The 18,914-nt window shown below is 45.7% G+C and carries 16 protein-coding genes; 1 reads left to right on the forward strand and 15 read right to left on the reverse strand.

The annotated features are described in order from the left end of the window. Positions 1–95 precede the first annotated feature (95 nt). The 3 genes from HMPREF3208_RS06180 to sufU form a co-directional block, all read right to left on the reverse strand. A complete protein-coding gene (locus HMPREF3208_RS06180) occupies positions 96–725 on the reverse strand; it encodes an HAD family hydrolase (protein ID WP_196488973.1) in 630 nt (209 codons plus the stop codon). Positions 726–789: 64 nt separating this feature from the next. Then, the gene (locus HMPREF3208_RS06185; protein ID WP_016637523.1) at positions 790–1,275 is read right to left on the reverse strand and encodes a metal-sulfur cluster assembly factor; all 486 of its coding nucleotides are present in this window, start codon (positions 1,273–1,275) and stop codon (positions 790–792) included. Between the two features lie 35 nt (positions 1,276–1,310). Then, positions 1,311–2,069: a Fe-S cluster assembly sulfur transfer protein SufU gene (sufU, locus tag HMPREF3208_RS06190; protein WP_081091206.1), complete on the reverse strand. Its 759-nt coding sequence runs from the start codon at positions 2,067–2,069 to the stop codon at positions 1,311–1,313. Positions 2,070–2,425: 356 nt separating this feature from the next. Between sufU and HMPREF3208_RS06195 the strand changes: the two genes are divergently transcribed. Further along, positions 2,426–3,100: a DUF3800 domain-containing protein gene (locus HMPREF3208_RS06195; RefSeq protein WP_016637526.1), complete on the forward strand. Its 675-nt coding sequence runs from the start codon at positions 2,426–2,428 to the stop codon at positions 3,098–3,100. Between the two features lie 69 nt (positions 3,101–3,169). Here the strand turns inward: HMPREF3208_RS06195 and HMPREF3208_RS06200 are convergent, their stop codons facing one another. From HMPREF3208_RS06200 to alaS, 12 genes are all read right to left on the reverse strand, one after another. Further along, on the reverse strand, positions 3,170–4,531 hold the full coding sequence (locus HMPREF3208_RS06200) for a SufS family cysteine desulfurase (RefSeq protein WP_064347831.1): 1,362 nt from the start codon (positions 4,529–4,531) through the stop codon (positions 3,170–3,172). Between the two features lie 96 nt (positions 4,532–4,627). Then, on the reverse strand, positions 4,628–5,404 hold the full coding sequence (sufC, locus tag HMPREF3208_RS06205; RefSeq protein ID WP_016637528.1) for a Fe-S cluster assembly ATPase SufC: 777 nt from the start codon (positions 5,402–5,404) through the stop codon (positions 4,628–4,630). 9 nt (positions 5,405–5,413) lie between these two features. Beyond that, a complete protein-coding gene (gene sufD / locus HMPREF3208_RS06210) occupies positions 5,414–6,682 on the reverse strand; it encodes a Fe-S cluster assembly protein SufD (RefSeq protein ID WP_064347832.1) in 1,269 nt (422 codons plus the stop codon). 53 nt (positions 6,683–6,735) lie between these two features. Then, positions 6,736–8,250, reverse strand: a complete 1,515-nt coding sequence (gene sufB / locus HMPREF3208_RS06215; protein WP_330986987.1) for a Fe-S cluster assembly protein SufB — start codon at positions 8,248–8,250, stop codon at positions 6,736–6,738. A gap of 257 nt (positions 8,251–8,507) precedes the next feature. Continuing rightward, a complete protein-coding gene (locus HMPREF3208_RS06220; protein ID WP_016637531.1) occupies positions 8,508–10,190 on the reverse strand; it encodes a CTP synthase in 1,683 nt (560 codons plus the stop codon). Positions 10,191–10,251: 61 nt separating this feature from the next. Then, a complete protein-coding gene (locus HMPREF3208_RS06225; RefSeq protein ID WP_016637532.1) occupies positions 10,252–10,707 on the reverse strand; it encodes a type II 3-dehydroquinate dehydratase in 456 nt (151 codons plus the stop codon). 19 nt (positions 10,708–10,726) lie between these two features. Beyond that, positions 10,727–12,382 carry a bifunctional shikimate kinase/3-dehydroquinate synthase gene (locus HMPREF3208_RS06230; protein ID WP_081091207.1) on the reverse strand — a complete coding sequence of 552 codons (1,656 nt, stop codon included), beginning with the start codon at positions 12,380–12,382 and terminating at the stop codon, positions 10,727–10,729. A 41-nt stretch (positions 12,383–12,423) separates the two neighbouring features. Then, positions 12,424–13,611, reverse strand: a complete 1,188-nt coding sequence (aroC, locus tag HMPREF3208_RS06235; protein WP_032814532.1) for a chorismate synthase — start codon at positions 13,609–13,611, stop codon at positions 12,424–12,426. A gap of 47 nt (positions 13,612–13,658) precedes the next feature. After that, a complete protein-coding gene (locus HMPREF3208_RS06240; RefSeq protein WP_064347813.1) occupies positions 13,659–14,165 on the reverse strand; it encodes a prepilin peptidase in 507 nt (168 codons plus the stop codon). Between the two features lie 123 nt (positions 14,166–14,288). Next, entirely contained in the window at positions 14,289–15,479 is a 1,191-nt protein-coding gene (mltG, locus tag HMPREF3208_RS06245; RefSeq protein WP_064347814.1) for an endolytic transglycosylase MltG, read from the reverse strand. 47 nt (positions 15,480–15,526) lie between these two features. After that, complete coding sequence (ruvX, locus tag HMPREF3208_RS06250) at positions 15,527–15,985, reverse strand: Holliday junction resolvase RuvX (RefSeq protein ID WP_064347815.1); 459 nt, start codon at positions 15,983–15,985, stop codon at positions 15,527–15,529. A 53-nt stretch (positions 15,986–16,038) separates the two neighbouring features. Next, the gene (gene alaS, locus HMPREF3208_RS06255) at positions 16,039–18,729 is read right to left on the reverse strand and encodes an alanine--tRNA ligase (protein ID WP_064347816.1); all 2,691 of its coding nucleotides are present in this window, start codon (positions 18,727–18,729) and stop codon (positions 16,039–16,041) included. Between the last annotated feature and the right edge of the window lie 185 nt (positions 18,730–18,914).

Below are 18,914 nucleotides of genomic sequence, written 5' to 3' on the forward strand. Positions count from 1 at the left end.
AAATCCCAATGATTTCAAGCTCGGTCAAAGCGTGCGAACGCAAACTGCATACTGATACTGCACCAGTAACGAAAAACAACAGCTTAAGATGCAGCTTAAGAATAAAGCAGCGACGCCGCAGAAGCGGCGCGAGAGTCACCTTCGAGGAAAATCGTGGAGGCAGCGGAAAGACCGGCTTGTTGCAAAAACGCGCGGTAAAGCATTACGTCGGGTTTGCGCAAATGCGATTCGTAAGATGCACAAACGCCGTTAAGCTCGCCGAGTATTGGGCAAGTTTTTCGCGCGCAGTTAAGCCAATCGCTAGAAGCATTACCCAACGCCCACACGCGCACGTCGCTAGCAATCAACTCGCGCGCCGCAGCCGAAGCATCCGCGCGCTCGCCCACAAAACCACACTCGAAACGCTCAAAATACAAACGATATAGCCACGTAACTGCCGGCCCGTGATGCTCATCAAATGAAGTCAACGCGCGACTTCTACTCCACCCAGCCTCGCGCAAAGACTCGTGAAACTCAAATCCCCATTCCGGCTCGAAACTAAAAAGCACTTCCCCAATAAAATCCGGATAATCTGCAGCCAGCGTGCGGCGCGCATCCCAATCCACTAGCAGCTGCAAGTCAAAAACAACGTCAGTGATTTCTCTCGAAGCAGATTCGCGCACATTATTTATATCGGAAATATCGCAAATTCCGTTTGCACTCACTGCCTTAATTTCTGCGCTCATAATTTCCACTTGTTTATACCGATATTAAGAAAAACACTAAAAACGAACGTTAAGATAATCCAAGTCACACAGTTGGCGGAATACCAGCGCTCATATCATCAGCGCCCATCAAACCAGCACCGCCAACAGCACCTGCTGCAAAACTCGCCTGCAAACTGTTGAGATTGTATCCAAGCGCCTCAAGCTGCGCGCGACCGTCTTCATTAATGTTTTCAACGCTCCAGCGTGGCTTCCACGTCCAATCAATGCGAAACTCTTCCACCAAACCTGCGAGCGCATTCGCACACTCGTCCTCAATCAAATCAGTAAGCGGGCAAGCTGGAGTTGTAAGCGTCATGGTAATAATCGCGCGACCCAGCTCGTCAATTTCAATGCCATAAACCAAGCCTAAATCAACAACATCAATACCCAATTCCGGATCGACAACATCGTGAAGCGATTCCTTAATATCTTCTTCGGTAACCCTGCCAATATCGTTCGCGCTTAAAGGAGCTGGCTGCGTTTCCTTAGATGCCGCTTGCACATCAATTGCCGATTGATTTTCTACCATAATATTCCTTGCTTTGCTTGTACCAAAGTTCGATTTTACAAGCTGCCAAGAATTTGCGGATTTAAGTTTTGTGAAGCCTTTGCAATGCTGTCTTTTAAGCCTTCCCACGCCAAAAGCGCACACTTGATTCGCATCGGATAGCGCGATACGCCTTGCAAAACCATTGCGTCTTCCAGCGCATCTTCGTCCTCTTCGTTTTGCAAACCTACGCCTCGAGATTCCATAAGTTTGTGGAAGAGCGCGTCTAATCGCAACGCTTCGTCAACCGACTTTCCTTCGACCAAATCAACCATCATCGAAAGGCTTGCTTGCGAAATCGAGCAGCCGTGACCGTCCCACTTAACGCTTGAAATTATTGGGTTTTTTAGGTTCGCGCTATTTGAAAGTTCCACACGCATGGTGACTTCGTCGCCGCAAGTTGGATTGAATTGGTGCGATTGGCCTAAAGCAGAGTTTTCGCCAGATGCAACAGCGCAACTTTCGTGAGTATTATTTAGTGTGATTTCAGCAGATTCTGCATTTTCTGTAGCTTTAGCAGATTCTGCATTTTCTGTCTTTTCAGCAGATTCTTGAGATTCTTCCTGCAGTTCCGCTTGTGCGAGCGCATCCGTGCTTTCAAAATGAGTTTTGCCATGCGGATTTCGCGCAGCATCCAAAATCACTTCTTGATACATGCTTTCCAAGCCGTCACCAGACGCATCTGAAAAACCAGCACCTGCACCAAAACCAGCACCTGCACCAAAACCAGCGCCCGCACCAAAACCAGCGCCCGCACCAAAACCCATATCAAACATACGCACTCCTTACCTACTTTCTAACTCGCTAACTCTCCAACTCGCTCGCTAACAATATTTAATCACTTATTTTTTAATAAACGATTCATCATTAGAAAACTCAACAACTTTTTTCAATAACATATCAACTTCACAAGTTTATGCTTTATATTTTCAAATTCAATTATTTCAAATATTATTTTTAAACAATCGTAGTAATAGCCGCAAGAAAATAAGTATTTAATAGTGTCGTATATGTGATACAATTATAAGAGGTCTTTTGTAAAGGCTTCCAAGTGCCGGGGACGTTTTCCCCGGCTTTTGTTTTACTTACTTATCCGTGTAGTTGGGTTATAAGTCAAAAAGTTGGGGAAAGCATGAGAGAACTTAGCATATTCATAGACGAATCAGGCAGCGATAATTTATCAGACTATTATTACATACTAACTATCGTACTTCATGATCAATCAAATAATTTAGATTATTCAATAAAACTTTACGAAAACTCACTCGAACAAAGACTACTTCCTAATATACCCTTTCATGCTTCACCTCTTATGAACAAAAAAGATAATTATAAATGTTTAGACATGTCTACAAGAAAAAAATTATTGCAATCATTTAGAATATTCTTCAGGCACGTTGAAATTCATTACCATACTTTTGTATACACAAACAGAAAATACGAATCAACAAGTCAATTGTCTGCGGCAATGCGCAAAGATTTAATTAATTTTTTATTCGACAATATGGAATATATGCAACAATATGAAAAAATAAAAATATACTATGACAATGGTCAGCAATCAATAGTTAATGCAATACACAAAGCAATGGAATATAGTTTGTCAAAAAATGCGACCATATACAGATACGCAAAACAATCACAGTATCGTCTAGCACAAATAGCAGATTACATTTGCATGGTAGAACTTACAAAACTCAAATACGAAAATAAACACATAACAAAGACAGATGAAAAATTTTTTGGTTCGTGGTCTGACTTTAAAAAAGGCATATTAAAAGAAACAAGGCATAAAGCTATTAAATAAAACAATGCATGCTGACTCGCCGATTCGCTTGGCTAACTCGCTAACTTTCCAACTCGCTCGCTAACAATATTATGCGCCAAAGTAGGCGCGAACGTGGGAGACGGCTTCAACAAGCGCGCGAGCTTCGTCAATCGTGTTATAAACGCCAACAGAAGCGCGGTTTGAAGCATATACGCCAAAATGACGGTGAATCGGCTGAGCACAATGATGCCCAACGCGAATCGCAATGCCCTGCGCGTCCAAAAATTGTCCAACATCGTGCGGATGTACGCCTTCAACTTCAAAAGCAACCGTGCCAATTCGATTCTCTAAATCAGTTGGCCCCAAAACGCGAACGCCCGGAACATCCTGCAATGTTAGCAATTCTGCAGCAATTTCCTGCTCATGCTCTGCAACTCGGTTCATGCCCACCGCGCGCAACCAATCCGCTGCAACGCCAGCAGCAACCATTTGCGCAACCGGCTGAGTTCCAGCTTCAAAACGGTAAGGCGCATCCATGTATTGCGCTGGCTTGTTAAGCCACGCAAGCTCCACCATTGAACCGCCAAAATTCGCCGGCGGAAGAGCGTTCAAAAGCTCACGGCGACCATACAAGAATCCAACTCCCGTAGGACCGTACATTTTATGCGCACTAAATGCTGCAAAATCAACGTTTAACGCGTGAAAATCAACCGGAATATGCGGCACTGACTGGCATGCGTCGAGCACAAAAATCGCACCAACTTCGTGAGCGCGCTTGCAAATCGACGAAACATCCGTAATAGCACCAGTAACGTTGCTAATATGCGTAACTGCAACGATTTTTGTGCGCTCGTCAATAATTGTTCGCAAATAATCTTCATCCGTGCGCACGCGGCCGTCCTCTGTTACGTCAATCCAGCGAAGCTCAGCACCAGTTCGAAGAGCAAGCTCTTGGAATGGCAGCAAAACAGAGTGATGATCCGCGCGAGATACGACTATTACGTCACCTTCTCGAAGCGCGAAATTTTGGTGGAAAGCACGCTTAGAATCGGTAGAGTCTGCAGAATCAGCTAAATCAGCACTGTCTTTTTTGCAGATTTTTGCCTTCGCACTAGCGTTACCAATAGCAGTTGCGAGAAGATTCAGCGCGCCTGTAGCGCCCGGAGTAACAACAATTTCCTCGCTACCAGCATCTGCACACGCCCCAACAAGCAACGCAACTTTCGCACGCGCTTGTTCAAACGCAACCGTGGAAAGGGCTGCCAACTCGTGCGCTCCCCTGTGTACACCAGCGTTAATTGTTTCGTAAAACTCTTTTTCGGCGTCGATTACAACTTGCGGCTTTTGCGAAGTTGCTGCAGAATCCAAGTAAATCAAGGGTTTTCCGTGCACAGTATCGTGAAGCGAAGTGCCGTGAACTGTGCGACGTAAAATCGGAAACTGCGAGCGCAAATCGCTAAATTCTCGCATAATATTTTCTGTAGCCATATTAAACCGTTATTGTTACGTTATTTTTACGCTATTTTTACAAATATACAGATAGATTAAACTGTACTTAAACTGCGCTTAAGCCAGTGCCGACTCGGTTGCACCTTCCGGCAAGTACTTGTCGTAGCCTTCTTCTTCCAGCTCGTCCGCAAGCTCCGGGCCAGCCGTCTTTACAAAGTGACCTTGCGCAAAAACGTGCACGATATCCGGCTTAATATACTTGAGGATTCGCGTATAATGCGTGACCATCATAATACCCAAACCGGTGTTTTCTTTGGCTCTATTCACACCTTCCGACACAATTCGAAGCGCGTCAACGTCGAGTCCGGAATCAGTTTCGTCCAAAATTGCAAACTTTGGTTTCAAAAGCTCTAGTTGCAAAACTTCCGCGCGCTTCTTTTCGCCGCCAGAGAAGCCCTCGTTTACAGAGCGTGACGCAAATTTTGGATCCATGCGAAGCTTTTTCATAGCCTCGCTGAGTTCTTTCACCCAGCTTCTTAAAGATGGTGCCTTGCCATCTACTTCGGTTTTTGCAGTGCGAAGGAAGTTCGTCATAGATACGCCCGGTACCTCTACTGGGTATTGCATTGCGAGGAATAATCCAGCTTTTGCGCGCTCGTCAGGAGTCATTTTCAAAATATCTTCGCCGTCGAGAAGTACTTGACCAGAATCGACTTCATACTTTGGGTGACCTGCCAAAGTGTAGGCAAGAGTAGATTTTCCAGATCCGTTAGGACCCATGATTGCATGCGTTTCGCCAGAATGAACTGTAAGATTTACGCCTTTTAAGATTTGCTTGCGACCTTCTTTGGTTTCTACAGAAGCGTATAAATCCTTAATTTCCAAAGTTGACATGTTTTTCTCCTATTCTTCCGTTCTTGCAAGACGGCGCTCAATAGCCTTCATTAAGTGATCAACAATTTCCGGAACGCCAATTTCTTCAATAAGCTCGTTAAAGAATCCGCGCACAACAAGCTTTCTAGCCTCAATCTCACTAACTCCGCGAGACTGCAAGTAGAAAAGCTCTTCGTCGTCAAATCGACCGACTGAACTTGCGTGACCGGCACCAATAATATTGCCGTTCTCAATTTCCAAATTCGGCTCAGAATCGGCGATTGCGCCAGGAGTAAGCACCAAATTACGGTTCAACTCGTACGAATCTGTGCCAGGAGCTTCCGGCTTAATAAGCGCGTTTCCAACCCAAGTCGAATGCGCGCCCTTTCCTTCCAAAGCGCCCTTGTACACGACTCGGGACTTGCATTCTGGATAATTGTGCACAACCATTGTGCGGTGCTCAACATGCTCGCCAGGATCTACAAAATACATGCCAAGCATGTTCAAATCGCCCTGCTCGCCGCCAAAATCCTGATCCATGCGAATGCGCACAACATCTCCGCCAAGAGTGACCATTGTGTGGCGAAGCGAAGCGCCTTCACCTACGTGAATACGCTGATTTCCAACGTGTTTGCTGCCCGAATCCCACTCTTGAATAAAGGTAGTAGAAACGTGCGCGTGCTTTCCGAGGATAATTTCCACACCTTCAGCAAGTTTCGCGCATCCGGTATGTTCGATAATAATATCCGCATTCGAGCGAGAGTCAGCTTCGATTACTAAGTGCAGTGCGTCAAGCGACTGTACAGCGTTTTCATTTGCGCTATTTGCGAGATTACCCTGAATTTTCAGCACGATTGGCTTTTTGATTTCGCCAGATACGTGAAGTACGTGCGCTTGCTTCGCCGCATTCCATGCGACTGCAGCCGCGCGATCAGAAGGTTTCATGTCGGTGTGAGGAGCCTCGTTTTGCGGCTTTACTTGCAAACTTACGGAACCGTCGCTTCCAACGTAAGAATCATCCAAAGCGGCTCCGTCAACGCCTTCAAGCGTTACTTGGATACTATTAGAAGGCTCGAAACGCTCGAAAAACTCGGGAATTCGCTCAACTGGAGTGTATCGCCAATCTTCCTGCTTACGAGTTGGAATCGCAAAATCTTCCACATTGAACGAGCGCACGGATTTATCGGCACTAGAAGGCATTGCGGCAGGAACCGCATACGGATCATTAGGATCTGCTACAGGAATAGTAATTTCCTTACGCGCAGAAGAGTTTTTAGAATCAGTAATATTTTCAGACATAGTATTTTTAAACCCAGTATCTTCCATATTTTCACTACTTGCTATCTCGCTCATCAGCCAACGGATCCTTCCATTTGCAGCTCAACTAAGCGATTCAACTCAAGTGCGTACTCCATTGGCAGCTCACGACTAATCGGCTCCACAAAGCCGCGCACAATCATGCCCATAGCCTCTTTTTCTTCAAGCCCACGACTCATCAAGTAGAAAAGCTGATCTTCGGAAACCTTGGAAACAGTAGCCTCGTGAGCCATCGAAACGTCATCTTCGCGCACATCAACATGCGGATAAGTGTCGGACCTAGAAAAATCGTCAACAAGCAAAGCATCGCACACAACCGAAGAACTAGAGCCTCTCGCGCCTTTAATAATCTTCACAAGACCACGGTAAGCTGAACGTCCGCCGCCGCGCGAAATCGACTTCGCAACAATCGTTGAACTCGTGTGCGGAGCCAAATGAATCATTTTCGCACCAGTATCCTGATACTGGCCACAGCCAGCAAAGCTCAAAGACATAGTTTCTGCTTTTGCATACGGCTCTGCGAGAATACAAGCAGGATACTTCATAGTAGCTTTGGAGCCAATGTTGCCGTCAACCCACTCCATTGTGCCACCTTCGCGCACGTAAGCTCGCTGAGTTACCAAGTTATACACGTTATTTGACCAGTTTTGCACAGTTGTGTATCGCACGCGCGCATGCTTTTCCACAACAATTTCAACGTTTGCAGCGTGAAGAGAATCCGTGGAATAAATCGGAGCCGTGCAACCTTCAACGTAATGCACGTACGAGCCTTCGTCTGCAATAATCAACGTACGCTCAAACTGACCCATATTCGGCGTATTAATGCGGAAGTAAGCCTGAAGAGGAATATCCACATGAACACCTTTTGGAACGTACACGAACGAGCCACCACTCCAAGCCGCAGTGTTCAGAGCCGCAAACTTGTTGTCGTCAACCGGAATCACAGTTGCAAAATACTTTTTTACCAGCTCTGGATACTTTTGCACTGCTGTATCCGTATCAACAAAAATTACGCCTTGAGCTGCTAAATCTTCACGAATCGAATTGTAAATAACTTCCGACTCGTACTGCGCTGCAACGCCAGAAACTAAACGCTTTTTTTCAGCTTCCGGAATGCCTAAACGATCGTAAGTTTTGCGAATATCTTCTGGCAAATCATCCCAAGTTTTCGCTTGATCGTGAACCGGACGCACATAATATTTAAAATCGTCAGCGTCAAAACCGCTTAAATCTACTCCCCAATCCGGCATCGGCTTTTGCAAAAATGCACGGTAGCCTTGCAGACGAAGATTTAGCATCCATTCCGGCTCATTTTTGTCAGCAGAAATTGCGCGAACAACCGACTCGTCAATACCCTTCTTTGCAGCCTCGCCTGCAGCATCCGAATCATGCCAGCCGTAATTGTACTCGCCAAATTCAGCAACGATTTGCTCGTCCTGGCGAATTTTATCCTCATTAACGCGAGCGCGATCTGCCACATACTGGCTCATTTCAACGTCTGCAGCTTTATTTTTTAATGAATCATGATCATTATTTTCTGTAACGCCCATAACGTCTATAACACCTCCACACATAACGCATCACTGTGCGCATCATCATGCGCATCAATTCGCAAAAGCTGCCCCCGTAAGCATCACTCTTACGCTCTCCCTACTCACATTACTTACCTATCTAAGGTTACCGCGTAATGCGATTTCGTGGTATAGCTGTGTTACACGCAAAACGTAATGTTTATCACAATCTCATAAAACAAAAGCGGTAAAACTTAGGAAACCCAGTTCTACCGCTTATTTTTACATACTTAAGACTAGTTATCTGCCTTGCTATTTTGAGCAGCTGCTTGATGCTCAAGAGCCGCCGCAACCAAGCCAGCAAACAGTGGATGAGGCTTAGTTGGGCGAGACTTAAACTCTGGATGAGCTTGGGTTGCTACGTAGAATGGGTGAACTTCCTTTGGAAGCTCCACAAACTCAGTCAAATTACCATCTGGGCTTTGACCGCTAATACGCAAACCGGCTTCACGCAAACGATCCTTATACGCCACATTCACTTCATAACGGTGACGGTGACGCTCAGTAACATGTGTCGTGCCGTAAAGCTCAGCAACAATAGAATCTTCTTCAAGCGTTGCAGGATAAGAGCCAAGTCGCATTGTGTGACCCATATCTCCCTTACCAGCCACAATATCCTTCTGCTCTTCCATAGTTGCGATTACTGGGTCACCACAATCCTTCTCAAACTCAGTGGAATTAGCATCCTCAAGCCCAAGCACGTGACGAGCGTACTCAATAACCATGGACTGCAAGCCAAGGCAAAGACCAAGTGTTGGTAAGCCGTGCTCGCGAGCGTAACGGAGCGCGCCAATCTTACCTTCAATACCGCGAATGCCGAAGCCGCCTGGAATAACCATGCCGTCCATTTGGTCAAGAGCTGCAGCCGCACCTTCTTGAGTTTCGCACTTGTCGGCAGCAACCCAGCGCACGTTAACTTTAGCCCAGTTTGCAAAACCACCAGCCTTAATAGCCTCAGTAACGGAAAGGTATGCATCTGGCAAATCAATATACTTTCCAACGATTGCAATGTTGAGCTCATGCTTCGGATGATGCACGCGCTCAAGCAAATCTTCCCACTCGTTCCAATCAACATCGTGGAATGGAAGCTCAAGCTCACGAACAACGTAAGCATCCAAGCCCTCGTTGAATAAAATCTTTGGCACATCGTAAATGCTTGGGGCATCAACGCAGTTCACAACGCCTTCAGCATCAACATCGCACATTAGCGAAATCTTATCTTTAATTCCTTGATTAAGCGGACGATCCGAACGCAAAACAAGAGCATCTGGAGAAATGCCAAGCTGACGAAGCATCATCACAGAATGCTGAGTTGGCTTAGTCTTTAATTCGTGGGCTGCAGCAATATAAGGCACTAAAGAAACGTGCACAAACATGCAGTTTTCTGGGCCTAAATCGCGGCGAACTTCGCGAGCAGCCTCAAGGAACGGCTGGGACTCAATATCACCAACCGTGCCGCCGATTTCCGTAATAATCACATCTACGTCGTCACTTGCTTGCGCGCGCATACGCGACTTAATTTCGCCAGTAATATGCGGAATAACTTGCACGCACTGGCCCAAATATTCACCAGCGCGCTCCTTACGAAGCACAGATTGATAAATCTGACCTGTAGTTACATTCGCTTTCTGGCTTAAGAAAACATCGAGGAATCGTTCATAATGACCAATATCGAGATCTGTTTCTGCACCATCTTCCGTCACATAGACTTCACCATGCTGGAATGGGTTCATTGTGCCCGGGTCAACATTGATATAAGGATCGAGTTTTTGTTGTAATACATGCAATCCGCGACTGCGTAAAAGTCGGCCTAACGAAGATGCGGTAAGACCTTTTCCAAGGGACGAAACAACGCCACCAGTGACAAAAATATGCTTTGTAATATGCTCCTGAGAGTTACCATGTTTGCTTCTAACCATGGAACTCCATGGTATCTTCGAGCCTCGACGCGGGTGTTGATTCGCAAAAAATCAAACAAAATCAAACAAGATGTGCAACGGCTTCTAAAGCAAGCTTGTAGCCATACAATCCCATGCCGGTAATAGTGCCAGTTGCAACAGGACTAATTACACTAATTTTACGGAAAGCGTCACGCGCAGCAGGATTAGAAATATGTACTTCCATAAGTGGTACGCCTGCATCCAACACCATGTGAGCCGCATCCGCAAGCGCATAACTGTAATGTGTAAAGGCAGCAGGATTCATCACAACTGGCGTATGAGTATCAGCAGCTTCGTGCATCCAGTGAACCATTTGTGCTTCGTCGTCACTTTGGCACACTTCTACTTTGAAACCAAGCTCCGTACCCCATTGTTCACAATACTCGCGCAAGGTTTCAAAATTCTCACTACCATATACGTCCGGCTGACGTACACCTAAACGACCTAAATTCGGCCCGTTTACTACAAGCACTTTTTTTAGCTGATGATTTTCCATTATTACCTCGTAAGATTCATTAATTTTGCTGATAAACTCGTCTAAACGCTTCCTGAACCGCTTCACTAGGAGGATTGTCAAGATGAATAGGATTTGAAATACCATCTAAAATTACAAATCGCAACATATTGCCGCGCGCTTTTTTGTCGCGATGCATAAGATTAAGCACATGCTCAAACGCCGATTCAACATCTTCTCCATACTGCCACAAAGTTGGTAATCCGAGCGAATCTAAAAGCGAACGATGATATGCAACGTCTTCCGCATCCAAATATCCCAAAATTTGCGCAAGCTCCGACGCAAAAACCATGCCAACAGCAACTGCGTTTCCATGACGCCAACGGAAATGTTCAATCTGCTCAATCGCATGACCTAAAGTATGTCCGTAATTCAAAAACTCACGCAAACCCTGTTCTTTTAAGTCACTCGATACATGATATGCTTTCACACGAACTGTGCGATCAATAAGTTCCACAATAAGATTTTGAAGCTCAGTATTATTTTCTAGCTGATTGCCATTAAACTCACGCAAAAGTCTGGCATTATGGGAGTCGCTAAGAATCTTTAAAATTTCGCCGTCACGAATAAACCCAGATTTTGCAACCTCTCCCAAACCTTCAATAAGAATATCGTTTGGAAGAGTTGCAAGCGTAGAAGTATCTGCTAAAACGCCAGCTGGAGTATAAAAACTGCCAACTAGATTCTTTCCAGCATCCGTATTAATACCAGTTTTACCGCCCGTAGATGCGTCAACCATTGCAAGAAGCGAAGTAGGGCAGTTTACATAACGAATTCCACGCATCCAGGTTGCTGCAACGAAACCAGCTACATCCGTTGCAGCGCCGCCGCCTAAGCCAACAATTGCGTCGGATCTAGTAAAACCTGCATCCCCAAGTCGCGCCCAAAGTCCACTTGCAACTTTCATAGTTTTTCCGGCTTCCGCATCCGGAACAAGCATGTCAAAAACTTCATAACCTGCTTGGCGCAGAATAGCGCGCGCCTTGTCACTGTGACGTTGAACTGGCTGCGTGTGAACAAGTGCTACTCGCATTGGCTTAGTCCCAAGCATCTGCGGCAAAAGATGCATTGCGCCGTCACCAATTCGCACATCGTAGGGTTCAATCGCTTCGCCTGTAACATGCACTATGCGTTGCATAATCATGCTCCTTAATTTTTCTGCAGCCATGTATGGCGTAGAGCCTTTTGTTGGCATATGAATATTTGATACTGCTCTAAAAATTGGATCTCGCTGCTCAAATAATTCCATCCAACGTTTTTCAGCATCGTCACCGATAAGCATTGGGCGATTATTATTCCAACTCGCGCGTTCAACAGCTTCTTTTACGTTTGCTTGTAAATAAACAACACGACCACCCAAATTCATGTATTTTCGCAAAACTTCTTGCGTTTCTTCACGAATAGGAGCACCACCGCCAAGTGCCACAATGCCTTCCGCAGCTTGATTTCCCAAAATTATGTCGCGCACTACGCGAGCTTCTACTTTACGAAAAGCCTCTTGACCATATTGCTCGAAATATTGCGTAATTGACATAGCAATATTGTGCTCAATCATGGTATCAGTATCGTAAAAAGGCAGATGCATGATGTGCGCAACTTCACGACCAACACGCGATTTTCCAGCTGCAGGCATGCCAATGATAACAGCTAACGGCATTTTATTCTCGCCTACTGTGGTCACATTCACCGCTTTTACATTCACCGCATGTGCTCTTTCCAAGACTGAACATATTGAGTAGCATTGCGCTTAGTTTCTTCGATACTATCTCCACCGAATTTTTCTAAAGCATATTTTGCTAAAGTAAGTCTTACCATCGCTTCTGCAACTACGGAAGCCGCTGGCACAGCAGTAAAATCAGAACGCTGATTAATAGCTTGAGCAGCTTCGCCAGTTAGAACGTCTACTGTCCGCAAAGCGCGCGGAATAGACGGAATTGGTTTCATTGCAGCACGCACGCGAATAATTTCGCCGTTTGACATGCCACCTTCAATACCACCAGCGCGATTAGTAAGACGCTTAATTTTACCGTTTTCGTCTGTTACTATTTCGTCGTGAGCAGCCGATCCAGGGCGATCCGCTTCTGCAAAGCCATCTCCGATTTCCACACCTTTAATAGCCTGGATTCCCATAAGCGCTGACGCGAGCGCTGCATCTAAGCGGCGATCTGACTCCACATACGTACCGACTCCTGCAGGCATTCCATATGCGAGAACTTCCACGACTCCACCGAGCGTATCCGCATTCGCTTTTGTTTCATCAATGCGAGCAATCATTCGCGCTTCAGCATCTTTATCGAGAGTGCGAACTGGGGAAGCATCCAAATCAGCAATATTGTCAGGTGTTGGTAAACCTAAACTTTTGTTAGCATATACACCACCGATGCCAACAACATGCGCAACAGTGCGCACACCTAAAGCTTGTTCCAAAAATGCAGCAGCCACGGCACCCAAAGCCACTCGCGAAGCTGTTTCCCTAGCACTTGAACGTTCCAAAACCTCGCGAGCATCATCAAAACCGTACTTTCTCATGCCAGTTAAATCCGCATGCCCTGGACGCGGTCTAGAAAGTGGCGCATTTCGCCCTTCTTTTGAAATCTCATAATCCAAAGGATCCGCGCTCATTACTTCCGTCCACTTTGGCCACTCTGTATTCGCAATTTCCACAGCAATCGGTGAACCAAGCGTTACCCCATGACGAACTCCAGTAAGAAGCCGCACTTTGTCTTGCTCGAACTTCATTCTGGCACCTCTGCCATAACCAAGGCGACGACGCGCAAGCTCCGCAACAACATCGTTGCTCGTTACGCGCACACCAGCCGGCAAACCTTCAATCATGGCAACTAATGCTTCACCGTGCGACTCCCCTGCCGTTTGCCATCTCAGCATGCTATTCTCCATTCTTAACTCATTTACGCGTTTAACTACTTACTCTACTAACTACCGAGTATTGAGTGGGTTGTGATTGACAGCAATGCTGCAAGTAAGGCAGATATTGCTTCTACCGGTACGAATGGTATTGATGCTTTAGCTAGCATGCGGATTTTGCAGTAAATTTTCCATGCTAAAAGCCAAACTAAGCCAACTACTCCAACTAAAGCAAACCAGTAAATTAAGCAGTCAAAGCCGAATAATACTAAGGCTTGCGCAATCATTACCGCGCTTGTAATATCTCCGAAGCCGATAGCATTTTTTGCTGAAATTTTTTGCATAATCCAGTAAATTGCAAAAATAATTACGCAAGAAATCCATCCTAACATCAGCGCACTAATATTTCTAAACCAAATAATCGAATATATAAGATTCGCAAAAGATTGAAAAAATAGCGCAATAATAATCCAAAGTCTTGGAACTACGCGACTTTTTATATCCGTTATGCAAACTGAAATTAAGCATGCGATTGTTGGCAGCAGCGATATTATCGTACTAATTAATTGATTCATTAAAGCAGATTACGAAAACTTGCAAAACTGTTACAACCTCAACACATATATGTGGTTAAAACCCTCCAAACGTGGAAAACTCTTCTCGCGTTTGGAGCGCCAAACCAAAAAATAATCTTTATTTTAATTACCTTCAGGATTGTTGCGCTTATATTCGTCGCGGAATTGTAAGAATTCTTTTTCGTTATCCGTAAACTTTGTTTCACCGGTTTTCAAATTCGTAGTTACAAAGTAAATCCACGATCCATCCTGAGGCTTAAGAGTAGCAAGCAGCGCATCGTCTCCAGCAATACCAATAGGTGTAGGCGTCAAACCTTTGTGAATACGCGTGTTATACGGATTATGAGCATCATCAAGCATCGCTTGCGTAATCTTTAGAGGCTTTACTCCTGCACCGTAAGCAACAGTAGAATCCATGCCAAGTGGCATATCTTTTGCCAAACGGTTAAGTATTACGCGCACAACTTTGCCGTAATATTCACGATTATTCACTTCAGCTTCAGCGATTGAAGCGATTATCAACGCTCTCTCACGATTATCACCTTGAGGAATACCAAGCGAATCAAGCTTAGAAATGCGCTTTTTGATCATTGCAGCAAGAATATCTTCTGCACTTTTCATAGACTTTACATTATAGACTCCAGGCTCAAGCCAACCCTCAACATTGCCATGGGCTTCAGGAGGCAAAATGCCAGCAACACCATCTGCTAAAACTGCCTTAAACTTGTCAAGACTTATTCCAGATAGACTTGAAGCACGTTGCAAAATATCCGTCGCATGCTCTCCTGCACGAACATCAAGGAAGCCACCTGCCTTTGTTTGATCGGAAAGAATATTAACCACGTCTATGGCAGCCATATGCTTCTTCAACAAGTAAACACCCGGGTACAAGATTTTATTATTTGCTGCAACAGCAGAAGTAAATGCTGCCTGCGATTTAACAACATTTGCTTTCACTAATTTTGCGGCGATAGCAATAGCACCTTCGCCAGTATCAACAGTAAATTCAACTGATCCAAAACCAGGTCCTGACCAATCTGCAACAATTTCACTATCATGAGCAGAATGCCACGATTTCACTGCGCTATAGCCCACACAGCCAACAACACCTACTACGAATATAAGTAGAATAACTAGAACTATTTTTGCTCGTTGCTTACGTTTTTTTGCTTCAGAGCGAGCTCTTGCTTTTCTGCGTGAACTAGCAGTTGAAGATGAGCTAGTAGAAGAATGAGTTGATTTTGACGACGGCTTACCATCATGCTCAGTCCATTGCGCATGTTTGTCAAAGAATTCGTCAAAATTGTCAGACACGCTATGCTCCTCTTGTTATTTCTACTTCTGTTACACACACTTCAAAGCTACTCTGCATGATTTGAGTCAAGAGCTGACTGCAAAATCAACACTGCTGACTGCTGATCCACCATAGGACGATGTTGCCGAGTAGAAAAATCAGCTTGTAGCAACTGCCGATGAGCACTAACTGTTGTTAAACGCTCATCCTTCCAAACAATATCAGGCACATAAGAAAGCGCCCAATCATCATCATTTTGTGCTATTTGAATACGTTTAGCTAAATTTTTCCCCCAACGACGCGCTTTTTTCGCAGATTTTCCTTCAGAACCGTCTAATTGAAGAGGCAAGCCAATTACAACACGTTTAACCTGATTTTCTTCTATTAGACTCATAATTTCGTCAATAGCTCTAAAAGAATCTCCGAAAACTTGCACATTACCAATCGGGTGCGCAAAAGTGAGCTCAGGGTCGGAAAGAGCAAGTCCGACCCTAGCATCACCTAAATCAATACCTAACCACACCATGAATTTTGTGCTGCTTTTGGTAAAGATTATATCGTTCTGTTTTAAGCGGATAGCTACGCATTATGCGAGCTTAGACACTGGCGCTTCACAGCTTCCAACGCTTCGTCAATCTTAGAAGCATCCGTACCGCCGCCCTGAGCGAAGTCCGGCTTGCCGCCACCACCGCCGCCGAGAACCTTAGAAGCAATGCGAACCAAGTCACCAGCCTTAGCTCCAAGTCCGCGCGCAGCCTCGTTTGTGGCCACAGCAACCATTGGCTTATCATCCTCGTTTACGCCGCTCAAAACTACTACTGCAGGAGCATCCTCACCTAGGCGAGAGCGAACGTCGAGCACCGTCTTACGGAGCGTATCGAAGGAACCAAAGTTACCAACGTTCTTAACAGCCAACTTAATGTTTCCGGCAGCAGCTTTAGCAGCCTCAATCAGAGCTGGAACGGAATTAGCGAGCCGAGACTCATAGACTGCAGCGAGCTTACGATCCGAATCCTTCATCTTGTTAAGCAAGGATTCCAAACGTTCAACCAACTCGTCTGGGCGAGCGTTCACCATGTCTGCAAATTGAGCAACTAAAGCGTGCTCGCGAGCGCCATACTCGTACGCTGCCTCGCCGCAAAGTGCATCAATACGACGAACACCAGAGCCAATGGAAGACTCCGAAAGAATAGTGACCATACCAATCTTGCCGGTGCTCTTAGCGTGAGTGCCACCGCAAAGCTCGCGGCTCCAACCGTCGCCAATTTCAACCACGCGCACAACATCGCCGTACTTTTCGCCGAACAAGTGCATTGCTCCAAGCTTAAAAGCGTCGTCAATTGGCATTTCCTTAGGAACAACCTGCAAATCGTCGCGAATACGCTCGTTGACACGAGCTTCAACGCGTGAAAGCGCATCCTTATCAACAGCCTTTGGCCACTGGAAGTCGAAGCGCAAGCGGTCTGGATCAACCACGGAACCGCGCTGAGTTGCCTGAGGACCAAGCTCTTCACGCAAAGCCTTGTGAAGAGTATGTGTAGCTGTGTGGCTTCGTGCCAAAGCAGCCCTACGGACCTGATCAATATTCGTGTTTACAGGAGCGCCAACGTTAAGCGTACCTTCAGTCAAACGGCAGCTGTGAACAATCAAATCCTTGATTGGACGCTGAACATCGTCAACTTCCAAAATTGCGCCGTCGTCGGAAATAATCTCGCCCTGATCTGCAATCTGACCACCACGCTCAGCGTAGAATGGCGTGCGATCGAGAATAACCTCAACGTTTGCAGGAGCGGTGACACTTTTAACAGAACCTTTACCTGCCTCAACAATTGCCAAAACGTTGGAACGGCTGGAGAAGTCAGTGTAACCGAGGAAGTCAATTGGCTTTTCAAGTTCTTTCTTAATATCGTCGTAAACACTCACATCCACATTGTGACGCTTCTTCAAAGCATCAGCGCGAGCGCGACCTTTCTGCTCGCTCATAAGCTCGCGGAACTTAGCTTCATCAACCTTAACACCTTGCTCGGCAGCCATCTCCAGAGTCAACTCAATTGGGAAGCCGTAAGTATCGTGCAAAGTAAAGGCGTCTGCGCCGCCAACCATAGGGTCGTCCTTGTGTTCTTTCTTAGCTTTTTCAACAGCCAAGTCGAGAATAGTCGTGCCCTTTTCTAGAGTGCGGCGGAAAGCATCTTCCTCACCGTAGGCAGCTTCACTTACTTCGTGGAAAGTATCGTTAAGCTCCGGATAGCTTGGCTCCATAGCGCCCTTAGAAACTGGGAACAGGGTTGGCAAAACTGGGTCTTGCACGCCAAGCATACGCATTGCGCGAACAGTTCTGCGAAGAAGACGACGAAGAACGTAGCCGCGGCCAACATTACTTGGACGCACGCCGTCGCTCATAATCATCAAAGCGGAACGCACGTGATCTGCCACAACGCGGAAACGAACATCAGCATCAGCATTGCTTCCGTACTTTACACCACTAAGCTTTTCTGCAGCTTCAATAACTGGGTAAACTTCGTCAGTTTCATAAATATTTTCTTTACCTTGCATAAGGTAAGCCAAACGCTCCAAACCAGCGCCGGTATCAATATTCTTCTGATCAAGCTCACCAGCAATATGCAAATCGGTCTTAGACTTGACGTTATCTACCTGGTAATTTTCAAAAACCAAATCCCAAATCTCAATAAAGCGAGATTCGTCAGCGGCAGGACCACCATCACGACCGTACTTAGGACCGCGATCAACGTAAATTTCAGAGCATGGACCGCCAGGACCAGGACCACCAGTAGTCCAGAAGTTATCTTCCATACCGAAAACTTGCATATGCTCTGGGTCAAAGCCCTCGTTCTTCCAAATTGCGCGAGCTTCATCGTCGTCAGTGTACGTGGTTACCCAAAGCTTTTCTGGATCAAAACCATATCCACCTTTATCTTGAGGACTAGTTAAAAGCTCCCAAGCATAATGTATTGCTTCTTCCTTAAAGTAATCGCCAAACGAGAAATTACCAACCATTTGGAAGAACGTGCCGTGACGAGTAGTTTTACCAACTTCATCAATATCGAGCGTACGCACGCACTTCTGGTTTGATGCCATGCGGCGCGAAGGAGGCGTCTGCTCACCAAGCAAGTAAGGAATAAACGGCACCATGCCGGCGATAGTAAACAATGTCGTTGGGTTCGGCGAAATAAGAGAAGCCGAAGGAACGACCATATGACCATTTTTAGCAAAATAGTCAAGATAACGCTTTGCAATTTCTGCTGTGCGCATACGTACGAACTCCTTGTGTAATTTTTAGCAAGATTCAATCAAACAGTTATGTGTAAAAGCACACACATGTTACATGAAATCGTGCCGCATGACGCACGACGCAATCATGCAAACATTCAATATAGTACTTCAATACCTAACTTAAACAAACTCTTCCAACTCGCATTCTCATAAAACGCAAGCAG

The organism is Gardnerella vaginalis (assembly GCF_001546485.1).
In the GTDB taxonomy this organism is placed as follows: Bacteria; Actinomycetota; Actinomycetes; order Actinomycetales; family Bifidobacteriaceae; genus Bifidobacterium; species Bifidobacterium vaginale_D.